The organism is Lactiplantibacillus modestisalitolerans, from assembly GCF_005405425.1.
Lineage (GTDB): Bacteria > Bacillota > Bacilli > Lactobacillales > Lactobacillaceae > Lactiplantibacillus > Lactiplantibacillus modestisalitolerans.
In genome coordinates this window covers 19,956-38,449 of sequence record NZ_BJEA01000023.1, presented here as the reverse complement: position 1 = coordinate 38,449, position 18,494 = coordinate 19,956, and the positions used below count along the sequence as shown (strand labels likewise).

The following is an 18,494-nucleotide window of genomic DNA, read 5'->3' as shown; positions in this document are numbered from 1 at the left end:
CGATGCCCGCAGTGTTCCAGCCACCCGGTTACACCCGCTGCTGGCGGCAATTTCAACACCAATTGGTACAGAACCAAAAAAAGAACCCCAACGGTGCCCCCGTTGAGGTTCTTTCGGACCATTGAAGTCCCAATATTTAAATTAAACGTACTGTAAAACGCGCTCGTCGTTATACGCCGCGTCGATCATGCCTGAGCCCAAGCACTCCTCACCACGGTAGAAAACAACCGCCTGTCCCGGCGTGATGGCCCGGACGGGTTCGTCAAAGGTCACCTTGACTTGAGTATGATCTTCATTAAAGTGAACGGTCACACCGCTATCCTTTTGCCGGTAACGGAACTTGGCCGTCACGTGAAAATCGTTGCCAAGATCTTCGTTGGTAACGAAGTGCAAATCGGACGCCTCTAAATAAGTGGCGTACAAGTGTGGGTTGTGATAGCCCTTGCCAACGTACAAGATGTTCTTCTTGAGATCCTTGCCAATAACAAACCAAGGCTCATTGTCAACGCCATCGCCACCGATTCCGAGGCCGCGCCGTTGGCCAATTGTATAATACATTAAGCCGGCATGCTCACCCTTAACTTCACCATCAAAGGTCATCATCTTACCAGGTGTGGCGGGTAAGTAGTGGCCCAAAAATTCCTTGAAGTTCTTCTCACCAATGAAGCAGATTCCCACGGAATCCTTCTTCTTGGCAGTTGCAAGGCCCGCGTTTAAGGCTAATTTCCGCACATCGGGCTTAACCATTTCGCCCAGTGGGAACATGACTTTTTGTAAAGTTTGCGAATCTAACTGGCTCAAGAAATAAGTTTGATCCTTGTTGCCATCAACGCCCCGCAATAGGTGCATCGTGCCATCCGCATCGTGTGACAAGCGGGCGTAGTGCCCCGTGGCGATATAGTCGGCACCGAGGTCCATTGCGTAGTCCAAGAACGCCTTGAACTTAATTTCCTTGTTACAAATTACGTCGGGGTTCGGGGTGCGGCCCTTCTTGTACTCATCTAAAAAGTACGTGAAGACGCGATCCCAATACTCCTTCTCAAAATTAATTGAGTAGTACGGAATCCCAATCTTATCCGCTACCTTAGCCACGTCCTTATAGTCTTCGGTCGCGGTACAAACGCCATTTTCGTCCGTATCGTCCCAATTCTTCATAAAGACGCCCACCACGTCGTAGCCCTGCTGCTTTAAAAGCAACGCAACGACGGATGAGTCAACCCCACCACTCATGCCGACAACGACACGGGTGTTACTGTGATCAGTCATACTGTTCACCATCATTTCTAAAAGATTCTGGAGAATCCACGATTTGAAGGTCGTACAAGTCCAGTATTTACCATTATAACAAAGAAAACGCCGGCTGCAAGCCAGGCGTTTCGTCTTTGTTTAAATTATGCTTCGATTAAAACGTCGCGGTCAATCAAACTCTGCAAAATAAACCGAAGTTGTTCAACTGCTTCTGGATGGGCCTCATTTTTAAAAAGGTTGACCCGTTGAGTTCCGTTCCCGGTGACCGTACTCATTTTAAACCCGTTCAAATCCGCGTTAACCGTTATTTTAAGCTTAAATGCCGCTTGAAACGGACTAGTCGGATCCAGTGAGCGTTCCAGACTGAACGCCCCGGAGCGGCCCTTCACAAAGCCTAAATCTAAGAGTGCGTATCGTTTGACCGCCGCACTTAAGCGGTAAGTTTTGGAATCCCCATCAAGTTTGACCGTTGCGGTATATGCCATGCCGCCCGCCTCCTTTAATTTATTTTTTAAGTAATCGCTTGACCGTCTTCGTTAAAACGTCAATAAACTGGTCTAAATCGGCCTGGGTCGTATAACGCCCAAAGCTCAAGCGAATGGATTCACCAATCCGCGGTGAGTCCTTGCCAAACATTGCAATTAACACGTGGGACGGTTCCAAGCTCCCAGCCGTGCAAGCTGAACCACCTGAAACCGCAACACCACCAAGGTCCAGGTTCGTTTGCATCGTATAAGTTGAAACGCCCTTAATCCAGAGGTTGAGCACGTGTTGTAGGTTATCTTCTCCAAGCGACCCGTTGACTTCAAAATCAATGCCATTGGCACGTAACTGGTCAACAACGTAGTGCTTAAATTCGTGGTACTTGGCCTGCCGCTTCGCCTTCTCCGCGGTCGTCAACTCCTTGACCGCTTCAGCAAAACCAGCAATTGCCGGTACGTTTTCCGTCCCAGCACGGCGCTTATCTTCCTGTTCGCCCCCCTTAACAAAACTCGGGAAGTTAATCCCGTTGCGCTTGTAGAGGAAGCCCAGAAATTTCGGCCCGTTAATCTTATGTGCCGAAGTTGATAGCATATCAATGTGGTCCCGCTCAACGTCAATATCGAGGAGTCCGTAGGCCTGAACGGCATCCGTATGGAACCAAGCTTGATGGTCCTTAAGTAGTTCGCCGATTTCGTGGATTGGCATGTGGCTCCCCACTTCGTTGTTCCCCATCATAATTGAAACTAAAATCGTATCCGGGCGCAGGGCGGCCTTCAAATCCGCCACGCTAATTTGACCATCCTGATCAACGGGTAAATAAGTCACCTCAAAACCGCGTTCTTCCAAATAGGCCGCCGATTTAAGAATTGCTTGGTGTTCAACCGCAGTCGTAATAATATGCTTGCCGCGGTCTTGGTGAGCCAAGGCCGTTTGAATCAGCGCGGTATTATCGCTTTCCGTCCCACCGCTAGTAAAGATGATATCATCATCGGGTGCGTTAATGCTTTGGGCAATAACGTGCCGACTATCGTCTAAAACTTCGCGGGCCGCCCGGCCAAAGGCGTGGGTGCTCGACGCGTTTCCAAAATTATTGTTCATCTGATCAGTCATTGTTGCAATCACGCTGGCGGCCATCGGGGTCGTCGCAGCGTTATCTAGGTACACTCGCTTCATTACCATACTTCTTTCTCAAACTTAATTTACCGAACTAATTGGGACGATTCCCTAATCAGCTTGTTTTTGGGCTGCAAATAGTGCTAATAACATGGCCGCTGATTGCTTGCCGGCTTCTAAAATAAATTCATCAAACGAAACCCCGGCAGATTCGTCACCAACGTCGGACATTGCCCGAATGACCACGTAAGGCGTGTTAAACTGGTGCGCAGCCTGACCAATCGCGGCCCCTTCCATTTCACTAGAAAGTGCGTCTGGGAAGTGGGCTAAAATTTGATCCGTGGCGGCCTTACCGGCAATGAACTGGTCACCAGAAACGATGAGGCCCGTTTTGGCATTCAAACCAGTTGCCTTCGCCGCCGCCATAATGGCTTGAACCCAGTGTTGATCCGTTTCGTAATAGAGTGGTTGTTGCGGTAACTGGCCGTATTCGTAATCAAAGGCAGTCGCGTCCACGTCGTGGTAAGCCGTTTTAGTGGCAACCACGACGTCACCAACTGACAAGCCGGCACCAATTCCACCTGCGGAACCCGAGTTAATAACAACGTCCACGTCAAAAGTTGTAATCATTAACGCGGTCGTCATTCCGGCTTGAACCTTACCAATTCCGGATTGCACCAAAACAACTTCCTGATCATCAATCGTCCCATCGTAGAAGGTCATGTCCTTAATCGGCACGATGCGTTCCCCTTGAAGGGCTTCCCGCAACGTTTTTAGTTCTTCTTCCATGGCACAAATAATCCCAAACTTCATTAGCTATCTTCCTACTTTCTATGGCGTTAAAAATAAAATTAAAAAAACAACGATAATCGCGAACACAAGTCCCGCAATGGCCCAGTTTAACTTCCGAGCCAGGCGCTTTGTCTTTGCTTCTTCGAGTGCGCGGTTATTTTCCGCGGCGTACGCTCGCCGTGAGGCCGCCGCATCCGGCACGTCGTCTTCTTCAGGCGCAACGGTTTCACGTTGTTGCCGGTATTGTTGCCGGGTCATCCGATCTTGATCTGCCACTAGCGTTGGCCCCCTATCTCTGGATGATTTTGCCAGTACCAAATGGCCATCACCGTTTTAGCATCCTGAATTTGCCCCGCTTGGACTTGGGCTAGCGCCGTCTTCAGCGGCAGTTTTTCTAACTGGATCTGCTCGTCCGCGTCTTGCGGCAAGGCCGTGTTAACGGCCGTTAATCCGGTTGCCACGTAGAGCGTCATTAACTCATCCGTAAAACCGGGTGACGTATAAAATTGCGCAACGGCCTCCAGGTGAGCGGCTTGCATCCGCGTTTCCTCGTTCAGTTCACGGACGGCCGCCTGTAACGCACGCTCACCAGGTTCGACCTTTCCCGCCGGAATCTCCAGGGTCAGCCCGCCAACTGCGGAACGCCACTGCTTTTCTAAAATCATTTGGTGATCCGCAGTCACCATCAACACCGCAATTGCGGGTTGGTGCCGAACGATTTCCCGCGTTGCGGTCGTCTGATCCGGCAACGTAACGGTTTGTTTTTCAACCTGAACTAACGGCCCCTGATAAACAATTTGCTGACTTTCGACGCGCTCTTCAAACTTCATGCCATCCGAACCCCTTTCCGAACAAACGCTTTCCCAATAAGGATACCGATTTTCGCACTGGAATGCAATTTTCAGCTCAGTTATCGGTAAATATTAGCGGAATCTTAGCAAGTGCGGTGCCCGCAGCGCTCCGTCCACCCGGTTACATCTGCTACTGGCGGCATCTCAACACCAATTGGTTCAGAACCACAAAATAAGGATTCCGGGACGAACAATCCCGAAATCCCTTGTAAACGTGCCCCGTTAATGACACTAACATTGTTTACTATTTTTGGGTGGTTAAACCAGCTACAAAGTGCTCGTAAGCTGGTTGTTCCCCCGTATCCGTCGCACTAGCCCCCGCCAATTCGCCGGCTAAGGCCGCCTGTAATGGCAAGGTAACAATGCGTACGAAGGTCGCATTACCAATTAATTCCATCCAATACTCTTCATCGGCCCCTTGGTGGACGACCGTCTTGACCATCCCACCCGGATTCGTCACGTGAATTTCAGTATTGAAATCGGTACTATCCTGATGAAGCAAGACGTACATCAAGGATGAAGCCGACATTGCCGTGCCACAGGCGTTCGTAAAACCAACGCCCCGTTCAAAGGTCCGGACAAAAATCGAGTTAGCCCCTAAAACTTCAACGAAGCTAACGTTCACGCCGTCTGGGAAAATTTCATTTTGACCATCGTTCATCCATTTTCCAATCCGGCCTAGTTCTGGTCCCACCAACGTGGCATGGTCAACAAAGGCAATCAAGTGTGGATTTGGCACCGCCACCGCGGAGAATTTTAAGTCGGGCGACAACGCCGGAATCTTTTCGTTAATAATCGTGCTAGCATTGTGGTTTGCGTGCATCCCCAGCGTTTGCGCATCAAAGGACACTGGTGAAATTTCAACGCTAAACGCGGGCACGTGGTTGGCAAAATCGGCAACTGCTTGGACCTTCAAGTCTGCGTACATCGTTTGAACTTGGAAAGCATCGCGGCTGTTTTGCGTACCGAGGTACCGGGCAACCGTCCGGAGCCCGTTACCACACATGCTGGCTTCCGTGCCGTCGGCGTTAATAACGCGCATCCGTCCGAGCACTTGGGGGTGTTCCGAACGGTCAACGACGAGCACCCCGTCCGCACCATCATAAAGTCCCGCACCGTCACGCTTGCAGACGTTAACTGCCAGTTGCTTTAATTCCGTATCAGATAACGGTTCGGGAAACTGGGTTTGGTCCAATAAATAAAAATCATTACCGGAACCGTGTACCTTGATCATTTTCACTACCATCAGCATCCTATCTATATTGGTTAGTCACTTTAAACTACTTCATTATCATACTGATTTTCTTCGTGAAATTCAATTGCAAAGGTCGCAAAAATCAAAAAGGCCCGCCAGTTTAACTGACGAGCCCCTTGTAATTAAAAATGTTGAACCGCGAGCGTTAAAAGCGCCAGTGGCGACCAATCAACGCGCGGTTACTAATTAATTCATCCTAAGCTTCTAAGCCCGTTTCAACGGATTCAGGATAGTTGGCCCGCACAATTTCCGCACAACGCGCGCATAATTGTGGGTAAGCGTCGTCACTGCCCACGTCCGTCTTAACCATCCGGCAACGCGCACAGACGTCACCATCAGCGTGTTGGACTTGAACGGCGACCCCGTCATTAAAGGTTTCTGCGTCTGCGGGTGCTTCATCCACGGCGTGCACCGTCAAGGCTGAAACCATCAACATTTGCCGAACGTTGGTTTGAAGGCTATCCAAGAAGTGCTGAGTCGCGTCGTCAACGTATAAGTCGAGGTGCGCTTCAAGCGACTTCCCAATCAGCTTAGCATCCCGAGCTTCTTCAAGGGCTTTAAGCACGTCACTCCGCAGGTCCATGAAGTGCCCCCACTTCGCCAACAAGTCGTCAGCGTTCGCTAAATCTTGGACGACTGGCATTTCTGCCAATTGAACAAACTCTTCCGGTTCCTTCAAGAATGGCCAAATTTCTTCGGTCGTGTGCGGTAACATTGGCGTCAATAGCTTCGTCAACGCAACTAGCACGTCGTAGAAGACCGTCTGCATTGAGCGCCGTGAATGGCTATCCTCAGCATCGATGTACATGATGTCCTTCGCGATATCCAAGTAGAAGTTTGATAAGTCAACCGTTAAGAAGTTGATCAATTCCTTATAAATATCCAAGAAATCATAGTGATCGTAGTGTGCCTTGGTGGCCGCAACAAATTGGTTCAAGCGAACTTCCATGTATTGGTCAACGCTAGCTAGGTCTTCATAGGCCACCCGGTTAGTTGCAGGATCGAAGTCGGTCGTGTTTCCAAGCATAAAGCGAACCGTGTTCCGGAACTTCTTGTAAGCGTCCGCAACCTGTTTGAAGCTTTCCATCGAAACCCGGACGTCGGAACTCGTATCCACTGAGGAAACCCAGAGGCGCACAATTTCAGCCCCCATTTGTTTAATGACGTCGTTTGGCGCAATCGTGTTACCGAGTGATTTACTCATTTTACGGCCCTGGCCATCCAAAGTGAAGCCTTGTGACAAGACTTGCTTATAAGGCGCGTGCCCGGAAACCGCCACGCTGGTAATCAAACTTGAGTTAAACCAGCCCCGGTACTGATCGGAACCTTCAAGGTACAAATCAGCCGGATAGTCGAGGTAATCGCGTTCAGCCAGAACCCCCTGGTGTGAAGAACCAGAATCGAACCAAACGTCCATGATGTCTTGTTCCTTGGTAAATTCACCATGGGGCGAGTGTTCGTTAGTGTAGCCCGCTGGTAATAAGTCCTTCGCTTCACGTTCAAACCAAACGTTGGAACCATACTTACCAATTAAGTCCGCAACGTGGTTGATCGTGGTTTCTTCCATAATCGCCGTACCGTCTTCCGCGTAGAAAATTGGTAGCGGTACGCCCCAGACCCGTTGGCGAGAAATGACCCAGTCACCGCGATCACGAATCATATTGTAGAGGCGTTTCTTACCCCATTCTGGGAAGAATTGAACGTCGTCCATTGATTGCAAGATTTCATCGCGCATATCACCAACCGAAGCAAACCATTGTGGCGTTGCCCGGAAAATGATTGGCTTCTTGGTCCGCCAATCAAACGGATAGCTATGCTCATACGGCATGTAATCGAGTAATAACCCGGCCGCCTTTAACTTATCCAACGCAATTTGGTTGGCGTCGTCGTAGAAAACACCCGCAAAGTCCGCGCCAGCTTCCTCCGTTAAATAACCTTGGTCGTTAACCGGTGCAAAGACGGGTAAGCCGTACTTTTGACCAATGCGGAAGTCATCTTCCCCATAACCAGGCGCCGTATGAACTAACCCGGTCCCGGAATCAAGGGTGACAAAGTCGCCAAGCATCGTTACTAATTGACGGTCCGCATCAAACGGGTGTTGGCAAATGACCCGATCCAAGTCGGCCCCTTTTACGGTCTTGATAACTTGGACGTCCTTCCAACCGAAGCGTTCCGCATTTTCGTCAACAAGTTCCGCAGCCAGAACGTATTTACGGTCATCACCAGCAGGTTGGACAACCGCGTAATCAAAGTTAGCGTCAACGGTAATTCCTTCAGAAGCAGGGATCGTCCACGGCGTCGTCGTCCAAACGACCATGTAAGTATCCGTATCAAGGACCCCCTTACCATCAACCACTTGTTCCCCGTAAAAGGCGGATGGGGACGTAACGTCGTGGTATTCAACTTCGGCTTCTGCCAAAGCAGATTCGGATGACCATGACCAGTAGACGGGCTTCTTGCCGCGGTAAATTAAATGCCGCTTGGCAAACGCACCGAAGACCCGAATTTGAGCCGCTTCGAATTCGGGCTTCAAAGTTAAGTATGGATTGTCCCACTCGCCAGCAACCCCGAGCCGCTTAAATTCGTCGCGTTGACGATCAACCTGTTTCAAGGCATATTCCCGGCAAAGTTCCCGGAATTCATTAGTCGTCATCTTTTTGCGGTCGTAACCAGCTTGCTTTAATTTTTGTTCAATTGGTAACCCGTGCGTATCCCAACCAGGAACGTACGGTGCCCGAAAACCGTTCATTGATTTGTAACGAACGATAAAGTCCTTGGTGATTTTATTCAGGGCGTGGCCCATATGAATATCACCGTTAGCGTAAGGAGGGCCATCGTGTAAAATAAAGCTCGGCTTACCTTCATTCAATTTTTGCCGTTGTTCATAGACTTTGTTTTCCGCCCAAAGGTTTTGGCGTTCAACTTCTTTAACTGGTAAATTCCCACGCATTTTAAACTTGGTTTTACCGAGATTTAGCGTATCTTTAACGCGCATTTGATCACTCCTTAATATATTTTTACCCAATCAGTTCGCCACCGGGAGCACAAAAAAACTCCGCCCTACAAGGGACGAAGTTGTCGTGGTACCACCCAATTTTAGAATTGTTTAGATTCTCTCATAGCATGGTTAACGGTCATGAACCGGCTACCCCTACTCTTTTCAGGGCAACGTTCGGAGATGATCTGCAATTGATGGAGGGACGATCACCTTCCCATTACCGGCGACTCTCTGAGCGTTTCCATCAATTGTTTGCTATTCTCCTCAACACATCTAACTATTTAGCGCTAATCAGCTTACTGCTTGGCGCTATCATCATCTGGGAAGATGACGACCGTTTGTTGTTGGGCTTGATCGCCCCCGTCAGCAACCGGGGTTTCGCCACTAGTTGCTTCCGTAATTTCAACGGTTGCTTCTGAGTTTACACTTGGATTAGCCTCGCTGTCAAGTTGATCTTCCTTTAAAGCGTGTTGAATTTCAGTGTACTCAGCGGTGTTACTCTCACTTAATAGTTGGTCCCAATCCTTACTCTTAACGACTTCGAGCTGTGACTCAAGCATCACTTGGAGCCGTTGACGGAAGACGCGGGTTTGCTTCTTCAAGTCGTCCGTTTCAACGGAAAGTCGCTTGGCCTTTTGCGACGCGTCATCAATCATTTGATTAGACTTATCCGTCGCTTCACTGACGATGTCCGACGCCTGCTTTTGCGCTTCGCGGGTAATAATGTCAGCTTCCTTTTTCGAATTAGTTTTAACCTTATCCGCCGCCTCTTGGGCAACTAAGATGGACTGGTTCAAAGAATCCTTTAATTCGTTAAAGTATTTTAACTTACCTTCACTTGCGTCTAAACGTTCCTGGAGGTCCTTATTTTCTTTCAGGGTAATTTGATAATCCTTAATAATTTGTTCAAGGAAGTCGTTTACCTCATCAATATTGTATCCACGTAATTTCGTGGAAAACTCTTTGTTATGAATGTCGTCAGGACTTAACACCATGCTAATTTCCTCCAATATCTATTTACTATGAATAATATTTAACGTTATTCGCAGCCGCGCTTTTTTAGTTTCGCCAGCGACTTCCGCTAGCCGGACACGGCCATAATGATTCACACTTAACATATCTAATAACGCCAGTTCGTAATCAGCTTTAGGCAGGTCCGCCCAATTTAAGCGAACCTTAGCACCCTCGATCAATTCCTTGGCGTGGTGCCGTGATAGATTGAAAGCCGCCTTAATGATATTATCCGCCCTTAATGAACTGACCGTGGTCGTCACGCTTTCCCAATCATTTTCTGGAATCAAGGCGTTTTCTAGCGGTACGGCGGTTAAATGTACCTTAGTTTTACCAAACCGGTCGATTTGATCGTCAAAGTACGTGGCCATTTCGCTTTCACAGAAAAACTGCCAGGCGCCGTCCGCGGACACGATGTCACCAAAGACGTCCCGATCGACACCCGCGTTTGCCAGCGTCCCTAAAATTTGGCCGTGTTTCAACGTCGCAAATTTAACGGGGTAAATGATATTAAATAGGGTAATTTGAAAATCGGCTGCGGTTGGCTGATAGTAATTCGGATAAAATAAGATCCGCTGTAATTCAGCCCCGTCATAGCCACCATACGCGCGCATGTGCACCTCGTCCATTTGATTTACCATCGTTTGAGCGATGTACACTTGCCGCGGATTTAAAAATGCCGTTAAGATTGGTCGGTACTGATCGGCCGCTTGGCGCAACCAACCAGTGACTTGTTCAATAAATGGGGCTTCACTATCGCGAAAATGTTGCTTAATATTGTCATTCACGATGCTACCTCGTTATCGTCATTAATAAATGCCTAACATACTTAATAAGTAATATAGACCTGTTTCTGCAAACTGTAGGACTAGTAATGCAATGATTGGTGAAAAGTCCAGGCCCGCAATCGTCGGTATAAACCGGCGAAAAACGCTCAAGAACGGTTCACAGATGCGGCCCAAGAAGCGCCCAATTCCGGTGTTATAGGCTCCGGGGAACCACGACATCAGAATATAAACCACGATTGCTAATTGGTACAGTTGAAATAATCGGCTAATAATTGTGATTAACAGCGCGCTCACTCCTTAAAAGTTGTTGGGATTAAATTGACTGGTCGTACTACCGGAAACTTCGTAGTTCTCAGGAATACAGAGAAAAATTTCGTCGCCGATCCGTTCAATTTCACCGTTAATGGCGTACACCGTCCCAGTCAGAAAATCCACGATTCGGCGGGCCATGGCGTCATCAACGTGATCAAAATTGATAATAACCGCCTGGTTTTTTAGGAGCTGACTCGCAATTTCCTTGACATCAGAGTAAATTTTAGGCTCAAACAACGCAATTTTACTGTTCACCGACTTACCACCTTGCATCGGGACGATTTTAGGCGTCGTCCGGGGATTCCGGTTGGTTTCCTGTCCAGTCGGTGCTTGCGGTTGTGCTTGTGCTGTCGGTTGCGATTGGTCGTACGCTTCGTCGTCACCGACACCAAAAAAATTACTAATAAATCCGGCCATCTGCTACCGCTCCCTTCAAAACCTTACTTACGCCGCCGCTTAAAGAACGGCGGTGTATCTAGTGAATCGCCATTGTCATCATCCTTGGTCGATTCAGCTGGTTGGTTATCATTAAACACGTCAAAATCCGTTTTTTCAACGTTTTTGAATTCTTGGCCGTTGTTAACTGGCCGCGACGAACTTGGTTCGCGGCGAATATCCCAGTTACCAAACGGATCGTTGTTAGTCGTTTCTGGTTGAGTTGGTTGGGCTGCTTGGTTAGCTGGCCGACTTGCGGGTTGGTCGTTGCCGTTAGCAAACATGCCGCCCCGTTGTTGACTAGCCGCACTGCGCGTCTTGCCCATCTGGATTTCCTTTTGCTTCTGGTCAATCCCAGTTGCAATGACGGTTACCCGGACTTCATCACCTAAGCTATCATCAATTGACGTCCCGAAGATAATGTTAACGTCCGTCGTTGCCGCCTGTGAAACAATGTCAGACGCCGCTTGCGCTTCGTACAGTGACATGTCCGGACCACCAGTAATGTTTAAGAGGACTTGTTCCGCACCGTCAATGGAAACTTCCAGTAATGGTGAGGAGATGGCTTGCTTGGTTGCGTCTGCGGTCCGATTTTCACCACTAGCAGACCCAATTCCCATCAATGCTGAACCTTGATTTTGCATCACCGTTTTAACGTCCGCAAAGTCCAAGTTAACGTAGCCTGGTGACGTAATTAAATCTGAAATCCCTTGAACCCCTTGACGAAGCACGTTATCGGCTTCTTGGAAGGCTTCCATCATCGGCGTTTTCTTATCAACGATTTCTAATAAGCGGTTGTTGGCAATGACGATCAACGTATCAACGTTGTCCTTCATTTGGGCAATTCCTTCAGCGGCGTTGCGCGCCCGCTTCGGTCCTTCAAACGTGAATGGCCGCGTCACGACCCCAACCGTCAAGGCACCGGAGTCCTTCGCAATTTTAGCGACAACTGGCGCAGCACCGTTCCCGGTACCACCGCCCATGCCGGCCGTAACGAAGACCATGTCGGCCCCTTGTAAGGATTCCGTTAAGGCTTCTTCACTTTCTTGCGCCGCCTTAGAACCAACGTCCGGGTTAGAACCCGCACCGAGTCCCCGGGTCAGCTTCGGTCCTAATTGAATTTTAGTTTCAGCGTTGGACGTCTGTAACGCCTGAACGTCGGTGTTGGCTACGATGAACTCAACACCCTTAACGTCTTCGGCAATCATCCGATTAACGGCGTTACCACCACCGCCACCGACGCCGATGACTTTAATATTAGCCCCAGTGTTCTGGGATGAATCTAACGTATATTCCATAATTTTCCCTCCGTCATTCTTATCCTAGTTAATCAAAGAAGTGGTTAAAGAAACCCTTGATCCGCTCAACCGCTCCCTTATGATTTGGATCAGCTGGCTGTTCAGTTTCATCCGGCCGTGACTGTGCTGGTTGTCCAGTTTGCGTTGGCATTTCAGCCCGTGGTCGCTGGTTGGCACTCTGACCAGAACTAGCGTTAGCAAAATCTAACGCAACGCTGGCCCGTGATTCACCGGTTAACGCACTCTTGACTAGCAGGGCAACTTCACTCAGCGCAGCCTGATATTTAATTACTGCCAAAGCCGCATCAAACGACGGGTGTCGTAATCCCATTTGGTTGGGAATGAAGACCCGCACACGCGTACCAAACCGCTCGCTTGCTAAATCCGTAATCCCCGGAATAGCCGCAACTCCCCCGGTCAAGACAATGCCACCGGGTAATTCTAGTGCCCGAATCTCATCTAAATGTTGCTTGACCTTGTCGAAAATCTGATCTAACCGTGCTTCAATAATTTCTGCTAAGTATTGCTCACTAATTTGGGTTGGCGTACTCTGACCCACAACGTCGACCGGAAAGGCCTCGTCGTCAGCGGCTTGCTGAGCATCGGCATAGCCGTAATCGCGCTTGAGCTTCTCGGCATTTTCAATCGACGTGTTGAGTACGACCGAAATATCCTTAGTGATATATTGGCCGCCCTCTTGATCAACATAAGTATATTTCAACTGATGATCGTGAATAACCGCGGCAGTGGTTTGGCCGCCACCAAGATCAATAATAATGGAACCAAAATCCTGCTCACCGTCATTTAAGACCAGCGAACTTAGTGCTAACGGGGCGATAATCATCTGTTCAATTTGTAACCCTGCTTTTTCAAGCGCCTTGCGGGTATTATGAATGATTGTTTTGGGCCCCGTAAAGAGGGTGCCGTGCATTTCTAGACGAACCCCGACCATTCCGCGGGGGTCTTTGATACCATCAAAGCCGTCCACGACAAATTCGTCGGGAATCACGTCTAGGATTTCACGTTCTGGAGGTAAACTCTGGACCAGCGCGGCAGCCGCCACGTTCTGGACATCCTCATCATTGATTTCTTTTGATTCATCGGCAACGGCAATCATACCGCGACACCGTTCAATTTTTACTAGGTTAGCGGGCACGCCCGCAATAACCTTTTTTATTTCGATACTTGCTTTTTCTTCTGCTTGGCGTACTGCTGATTGAATCGCGGTGGCCGCCTTGTCAATATCGACAATGACCCCCCGACTCAAACCATTAGAACGTTCGCTACCCACACCAATAACGTTCATTTGTCCCTTCACACGTTCAGCAACAATGACTTTTATTGAGGTGGTCCCTATATCAAGTCCGACATAAATTCCTGAATTATCCATAATAGAGGAACCTCCTAGTGATTTACATAAATATTCAAGGATTTGACTAACATACCCAATTAACCCTTAGTTTACCATATCCCAAGGGCTTTTAAAAAGGCGGAAATACTATTCAATCAATTATTCTGCGACTTAAACGGAACCGAATAAGCACCAACTTCTAGATTGACGATTCCCTTTGCGTCCATCTTGGCGACAATGCCCGGATAATAGGTCATTTTGCTAGCGAACGTACTAATGGTCGCGTAAACTTCGTTGCCATCGTTCATATACAAATGAACCCGCTCTGGATTTGCTTGATTAGGCGCAAATTTAATTTCTGAAATTGCGTGTTTCACTTTTGCGGGTAACTTAGCGTACTGCTTAATCATCGTTTGCAGCCGTTGCCCACTTTTAAAATGCGCATAGATTGGAGAGCCTCCACTGGGTTGCGAGAAACGCTGCGGCATAATGACCCCGTTTTCAAGAACCCGTTGATAGCTATTACCGGTTGTCAGGTAACCAGCAATGCGAATTTCTTTAACCGTGACGCGCACCTGATTAACCCCAACTAACCGCGTTTCAACGCGTTCAATTTGGGGATTCGCGCGCTGGGCCCGGTGACTAATTTGACGATCGTGACCAATGACGGCCCACAACGCTTCCCCCGGACGAATCCGGGTAGCCGTTTGGACCTGCGCAGTTGACAACTGCTGGGTCCCCCGAATGGTCACCCGTTGAATGTGGCTAAGCGGTGAAATAAAGTACGCCGCAATCAACAAGCCAACGGTAAACGCTCCAATCAACAGTGCCGCTCGCTTAACCACCAGTCGCCGCCGTTGACTCTTCAGCCGCGGTAGCTTATCGCCAATTCGAATTCGCTTTCCCGACCAGCTAAAATGCCGCTTCTTTTCAGTAGCGGCGTTGTCAGCAGCGTCTTGTTGGTAGCGCTCCCACGGGGTGAGTGACGCCGACCCAGACGTCCGCTTCGGCTTACGTTTGAATAAGGACAATCACTTCCACCCTTTCTCCAATACTGGTTCTAATGACGAACCGATTCTAAAACGGCCAATAATTGATCGGCCGCATCCGGCATCCCGAGCTTTCTTGCATGTTCGGCCATGCTAGCTCGCTGCGTAGCGCTTCCCATCAAACGATCAACGACGTTTAACAGGCTCGTTGCCGTCAGGTCCGCTTCGGTGACAATTTCAGCGGCCCCCGCTTCCACGAGACTTTGGGCGTTCTTCGTTTGATGATCATTCGTTACGTACGGACTAGGAACCAAAATGGACGGAATCCCGAGCGCCGTAATTTCAGCAATACTCGTGGCACCCGCGCGGCCTAAAATCACGGCCACCTCGGGTAAAATTGCCGGCATATTTTTGATGTATGGTTCGATTTTAACATTGTCCGCTGGGGGTGTCGCTGCTAAACGATCCATAATCTTATCGTAGTGCACTTGCCCGGTCACAAAGAGCGTCTGGTAGTCACGCTGGTTAAGTTCCGGGACCGCCGCGGCGGCAGCGGCGTTAATCCGCGCCGCCCCCCGACTGCCACCAAAGATGAGTGCGGTTGGCACGTCCGGTTTTAACCCAAACTGCGCCAACGCCCCCGTCTTTTGAATCCCAGCAACTTGTTGGGCCCGCGGATTTCCAGTCATCACGACCTTGTCAGCCGGAAACTGGGAACGCGCACTTTCAAACGAAATGGCAATTTTATCCACGTAGCGACTTAAAAACTTATTGGTTACCCCAACCACTGAGTTTTGTTCGTGAATCACCGTGGGGATGTGCATCCGAGCCGCCGCAAAGACGACCGCACCGCTAACGTAGCCCCCGGTCCCAACGACAACGTCCGGCTTAAACGCCTTGATGTATTTGCGTGCCGTCACAACGCTCTTTAAAAAGAGGTAAACGGTTTTGACATTTTGCAAGGAAATTGAGCGTTTAAAGCCCTGAATTTTAATCGTTTTGAAATCAATCCCGCGTTCAGGAACAATTCGGTTTTCCAGTCCACGGTGCGTCCCCACGTACTGAACCTCAGCGTGCGGGTCATGCGCCTTAAGCGCGTCAATTAACGCTAGGGCTGGGTAGATGTGACCACCAGTCCCCCCGCCAGAAATCATTAATCGCATTAATTCTCTTCCGCCTTTCCTGTTAACTGTTCAACGGCTTTGATGTACCGGTCGCCCCGGACTTCAAAGTTCGGGTACTGGTCCCAGCTCGCACAGGCTGGTGACAGCATAATGATGTCGCCGGCTGCACTTTGCTTCCAAGCTAACGGAACCGCCGTTTCGCAATTCTTCGTAAATTCAATATCTTCAATGCCAGCCAGTTTACCCGCATCCGCTAATTTTTGCGCCGTCTCACCGAACACAATCAGCGTCTTAACGTGCTTCTTCAAGGCCGGAGCCAATTTTTCAAAGGTGTTCCCCCGGTCTAAGCCCCCGGCTAGTAACACCACCGGATGGTCAAAGCCCCGTAATGCCATTTCGGTTGACACAATGTTCGTGGCTTTCGAATCGTTATAGAACTGACGACCCTCATAGGTTTCCACGTACTGGGTGCGGTGCCGAACTCCTGAAAAGCTCTTCAAGACTTCCACAATGCCGTTCGTCGGGACGCCTTGCAACTTAGCGACCGCAATCGCCGCGAGCGCATTTTCAACGTTGTGCTCACCCGGAATCTTAATTTCCTTAGCGTCCATGATGTACTCATCACGGAAGTAGAGTTGCCCATCACGTTCATAGGCCCCATCAGTACTGTTTCCTTGCCGTGAAAATGGGACGACTTGTGCTCGTGATTGCTGACTTAAGTCCCGCCATTCCTGACTGTCCCAATTAATCACAAAGTAGTCATCCGCCGTTTGGTTCATCGTAATCCGCATTTTAGCCTTAACGTAATTTTCACGGTTACCATGCCAGTCCAAGTGGGTTGAATAAATATTCGTAATCACGGCGATGTGCGGGTGCAGCTGGTCAATCCCACAAAGCATAAAGCTCGATAATTCAGTGACCATCGTGTCATTTGCGCCCGCTTTTTGCGCAACGGCCGACGCTGGAACACCGATGTTACCAGCAACGTAAGCCTTCCCCGCTTGCGAACGCTGGTTGAGCATCATCGTAATCAACGTTGTCGTGGTCGTTTTCCCGTTCGTCCCGGTGACCCCAATTAATTCGCCTTCTAAAATTTGAGCGGCTAATTCCACTTCGGTAATTACCGGAATGTGCTTTTGAATGGCGCCACTGACAATTGGGTTGGAATACGGAATTCCCGGGTTCTTAACGACGACTTTAAAATCTTCGTCAAGTAAGGATAGCGGGTGGCCCCCCGTAATCACTTTGATGCCGTCGCTTAAGAGCTCCTGCGCGTCCGGATTTTGATCAAAGTCCTTTTTATCATTGACGGTCACGAAGGCCCCCAGTTTATGCAGTAAGCGTGCGGCGTTAACGCCACTCTTTGCCAAACCTAATACCAGTACTTTTTGGTTGCGATATTGTTCAACCGACTTCATATGTCAAGATCTCCCTAAATTAATTTATCGTCATTAATAATGCTCAAATAATCGTGGCAACGCTAATAGCCGCGGCAACTAACCCGATCGACCAGAAAACGATGTCGATTTTCCACTCACTCCAGCCCTTCATTTCAAAATGGTGGTGAATCGGACTCATTAAGAAAATCCGCTTCCCCGTTAATTTGAATGAAGCAACTTGTAACATCACGGAGGCCGTTTCGATCACGAAGATGATGCCGATGATCAGCAATGATAATTCGTGATGGACGAGAATGGATACCGCTGCTAAGGCGCCCCCTAACGCTAATGAGCCCATGTCACCCATGAAAATTTTGGCCGGCTTATGGTTAAAGACGAAGAACCCGAGCAAGGAACCGACCACGGCCAAGCAAAACAGCATCACGTTATATTGATGTTGTACCCCGGCAATTAAGGCGTACGCGCCAAAGGCAATCGTCGCCTGCCCGGCAACTAAGCCGTCCAAGCCGTCCGTTAAGTTAACCGCGTTAGAAAAGCCAACGAGCCAAATGATGACAAATAGCATGTACCAAAGTCCTAATGACCAATCACCAACGCCCGGGATTCGAAGCCCCATCGGTAAGTGTTCGTGTTGGTAGACCAGTGTGAAAATCACGGCCCCCACAATTTGACCAAGTAGCTTTTGCCAAGCCTTTAACCCTTCGTTTTGTTTCCGCCACAGTTTGATACTATCGTCCCAAAAACCGAGCGCTCCGTAGAGCACCAGAATAAACATTAAGATCCACGTGGTTGGCTGCAATTGATGTTGCCAAATTCCAACCCAAACCGTCGTAATCAAAATTGCAATGATGAAGAGCAAGCCCCCCATCGTCGGGGTACCCGACTTCTTTTCGTGCCACTTGGGTCCTTCTTCACGGATCATTTGCCCCTCTTTACGGGCGCGGAAATACCGAATCAACGACGGCATTAACGCGAACACGATGATAAAACCACTTAATAATGTTGCCACCCATGCTAGTAAACTCACAACAATTCTCCATTCTAAT

General features: G+C 49.1%; 18 protein-coding genes and 1 other annotated feature. All 18 genes read right to left on the bottom strand.

The window, feature by feature from the left end; genetic code table 11:
* Window positions 1-141 precede the first annotated feature (141 nt).
* On the bottom strand, window positions 142-1,302 hold the full coding sequence (mnmA, locus tag FFM79_RS11880) for a tRNA 2-thiouridine(34) synthase MnmA (RefSeq protein WP_307723037.1): 1,161 nt from the start codon (window positions 1,300-1,302) through the stop codon (window positions 142-144).
* 89 nt (window positions 1,303-1,391) lie between these two features.
* Window positions 1,392-1,733, bottom strand: a complete 342-nt coding sequence (locus FFM79_RS11875; RefSeq protein WP_137643700.1) for a DUF1831 domain-containing protein — start codon at window positions 1,731-1,733, stop codon at window positions 1,392-1,394.
* A 19-nt stretch (window positions 1,734-1,752) separates the two neighbouring features.
* Window positions 1,753-2,904 (bottom strand): cysteine desulfurase family protein, encoded by a 1,152-nt coding sequence (locus FFM79_RS11870; protein WP_137643699.1) that lies wholly within the window; start codon window positions 2,902-2,904, stop codon window positions 1,753-1,755.
* 51 nt (window positions 2,905-2,955) lie between these two features.
* Window positions 2,956-3,657 carry a 5'-methylthioadenosine/adenosylhomocysteine nucleosidase gene (locus tag FFM79_RS11865; RefSeq protein ID WP_137643698.1) on the bottom strand — a complete coding sequence of 234 codons (702 nt, stop codon included), beginning with the start codon at window positions 3,655-3,657 and terminating at the stop codon, window positions 2,956-2,958.
* Between the two features lie 18 nt (window positions 3,658-3,675).
* Window positions 3,676-3,912, bottom strand: coding sequence for a hypothetical protein (locus FFM79_RS11860; protein ID WP_137643697.1), 237 nt, complete (start codon window positions 3,910-3,912; stop codon window positions 3,676-3,678).
* Window positions 3,912-4,466: an NUDIX hydrolase gene (locus tag FFM79_RS11855; protein ID WP_137643696.1), complete on the bottom strand. Its 555-nt coding sequence runs from the start codon at window positions 4,464-4,466 to the stop codon at window positions 3,912-3,914. Before FFM79_RS11855 ends, FFM79_RS11860 begins: the two co-directional genes overlap by 1 nt.
* Window positions 4,467-4,731: 265 nt before the next feature.
* Window positions 4,732-5,733, bottom strand: coding sequence for a diaminopimelate epimerase (gene dapF / locus FFM79_RS11850; protein WP_137643695.1), 1,002 nt, complete (start codon window positions 5,731-5,733; stop codon window positions 4,732-4,734).
* Between the two features lie 205 nt (window positions 5,734-5,938).
* Window positions 5,939-8,737 carry an isoleucine--tRNA ligase gene (gene ileS / locus FFM79_RS11845; protein ID WP_137643694.1) on the bottom strand — a complete coding sequence of 933 codons (2,799 nt, stop codon included), beginning with the start codon at window positions 8,735-8,737 and terminating at the stop codon, window positions 5,939-5,941.
* A gap of 67 nt (window positions 8,738-8,804) precedes the next feature.
* Window positions 8,805-9,017, bottom strand: a binding site (T-box leader).
* A 19-nt stretch (window positions 9,018-9,036) separates the two neighbouring features.
* The gene (locus tag FFM79_RS11840; protein WP_137643693.1) at window positions 9,037-9,735 is read right to left on the bottom strand and encodes a DivIVA domain-containing protein; all 699 of its coding nucleotides are present in this window, start codon (window positions 9,733-9,735) and stop codon (window positions 9,037-9,039) included.
* A gap of 18 nt (window positions 9,736-9,753) precedes the next feature.
* A complete protein-coding gene (locus FFM79_RS11835) occupies window positions 9,754-10,539 on the bottom strand; it encodes a YlmH family RNA-binding protein (RefSeq protein WP_137643692.1) in 786 nt (261 codons plus the stop codon).
* 21 nt (window positions 10,540-10,560) lie between these two features.
* Complete coding sequence (locus FFM79_RS11830; protein WP_170177463.1) at window positions 10,561-10,818, bottom strand: YggT family protein; 258 nt, start codon at window positions 10,816-10,818, stop codon at window positions 10,561-10,563.
* Between the two features lie 18 nt (window positions 10,819-10,836).
* Window positions 10,837-11,268, bottom strand: a complete 432-nt coding sequence (locus tag FFM79_RS11825; RefSeq protein WP_137643691.1) for a cell division protein SepF — start codon at window positions 11,266-11,268, stop codon at window positions 10,837-10,839.
* A gap of 23 nt (window positions 11,269-11,291) precedes the next feature.
* Entirely contained in the window at window positions 11,292-12,584 is a 1,293-nt protein-coding gene (gene ftsZ / locus FFM79_RS11820) for a cell division protein FtsZ (protein ID WP_137643690.1), read from the bottom strand.
* 28 nt (window positions 12,585-12,612) lie between these two features.
* A complete protein-coding gene (gene ftsA / locus FFM79_RS11815) occupies window positions 12,613-13,974 on the bottom strand; it encodes a cell division protein FtsA (protein ID WP_137643689.1) in 1,362 nt (453 codons plus the stop codon).
* A gap of 116 nt (window positions 13,975-14,090) precedes the next feature.
* Window positions 14,091-14,966 (bottom strand): cell division protein FtsQ/DivIB, encoded by an 876-nt coding sequence (locus FFM79_RS11810; RefSeq protein WP_137643688.1) that lies wholly within the window; start codon window positions 14,964-14,966, stop codon window positions 14,091-14,093.
* Between the two features lie 29 nt (window positions 14,967-14,995).
* Window positions 14,996-16,087 (bottom strand): undecaprenyldiphospho-muramoylpentapeptide beta-N-acetylglucosaminyltransferase, encoded by a 1,092-nt coding sequence (murG, locus tag FFM79_RS11805; protein ID WP_137643687.1) that lies wholly within the window; start codon window positions 16,085-16,087, stop codon window positions 14,996-14,998.
* A complete protein-coding gene (murD, locus tag FFM79_RS11800) occupies window positions 16,087-17,466 on the bottom strand; it encodes a UDP-N-acetylmuramoyl-L-alanine--D-glutamate ligase (RefSeq protein WP_137643686.1) in 1,380 nt (459 codons plus the stop codon). Before murD ends, murG begins: the two co-directional genes overlap by 1 nt.
* A 43-nt stretch (window positions 17,467-17,509) precedes the next feature.
* A complete protein-coding gene (gene mraY / locus FFM79_RS11795) occupies window positions 17,510-18,475 on the bottom strand; it encodes a phospho-N-acetylmuramoyl-pentapeptide-transferase (RefSeq protein WP_137643685.1) in 966 nt (321 codons plus the stop codon).
* Between the last annotated feature and the right edge of the window lie 19 nt (window positions 18,476-18,494).